We start from the raw sequence: 520 nt of genomic DNA, 5'->3' as shown, positions 1-520 counted from the left end.
GGAATCGCTAGTAATCGCGGATCAGCACGCCGCGGTGAATACGTTCCCGGGCCTTGTACACACCGCCCGTCACACCATGGGAGTTGGTTCCAAAAGAAGTAGGTAGCTTAACCTTCGGGAGGGCGCTTACCACTTTGTGATTCATGACTGGGGTGAAGTCGTAACAAGGTAGCCGTAGGGGAACCTGCGGCTGGATCACCTCCTTACCTTAGAGATACGGTCTTTTGCAGTGCTCACACAGATTGTCTGATGAAAAGAAAAACGGGCAGTAAAACTTCTGCAGGCTTGTAGCTCAGGTGGTTAGAGCGCACCCCTGATAAGGGTGAGGTCGGTGGTTCAAGTCCACTCAGGCCTACCAAATTCCCTTTCATACTGCGTTGCAAAAACGCTCGCATAGTTTACTATGCGTCGCCTTTTCGCGTCTTGTCTGAAAGCGAATTATCGGTATCAGAAAGTTGCCAAACGATGGGGCTATAGCTCAGCTGGGAGAGCGCCTGCTTTGCACGCAGGAGGTCTGCGG

The 520-nt window shown here is 52.3% G+C and carries 1 tRNA gene and 1 rRNA gene; both read left to right on the top strand.

The window, feature by feature from the left end:
- Positions 1 to 206 (top strand): 16S ribosomal RNA (locus ACFOY6_RS24340); the annotation flags it as partial.
- A gap of 75 nt (positions 207 to 281) precedes the next feature.
- Positions 282 to 358, top strand: a tRNA-Ile gene (locus ACFOY6_RS24335).
- The last annotated feature ends 162 nt before the right edge of the window (positions 359 to 520 follow it).

It is taken from the genome of Teichococcus aestuarii, from assembly GCF_042651065.1.
In the GTDB taxonomy this organism is placed as follows: Bacteria; Pseudomonadota; Alphaproteobacteria; order Acetobacterales; family Acetobacteraceae; genus Pseudoroseomonas; species Pseudoroseomonas aestuarii.
Note: the sequence above shows the minus strand (reverse complement) of the source record. Positions and strands in the feature narration are given on the sequence as shown.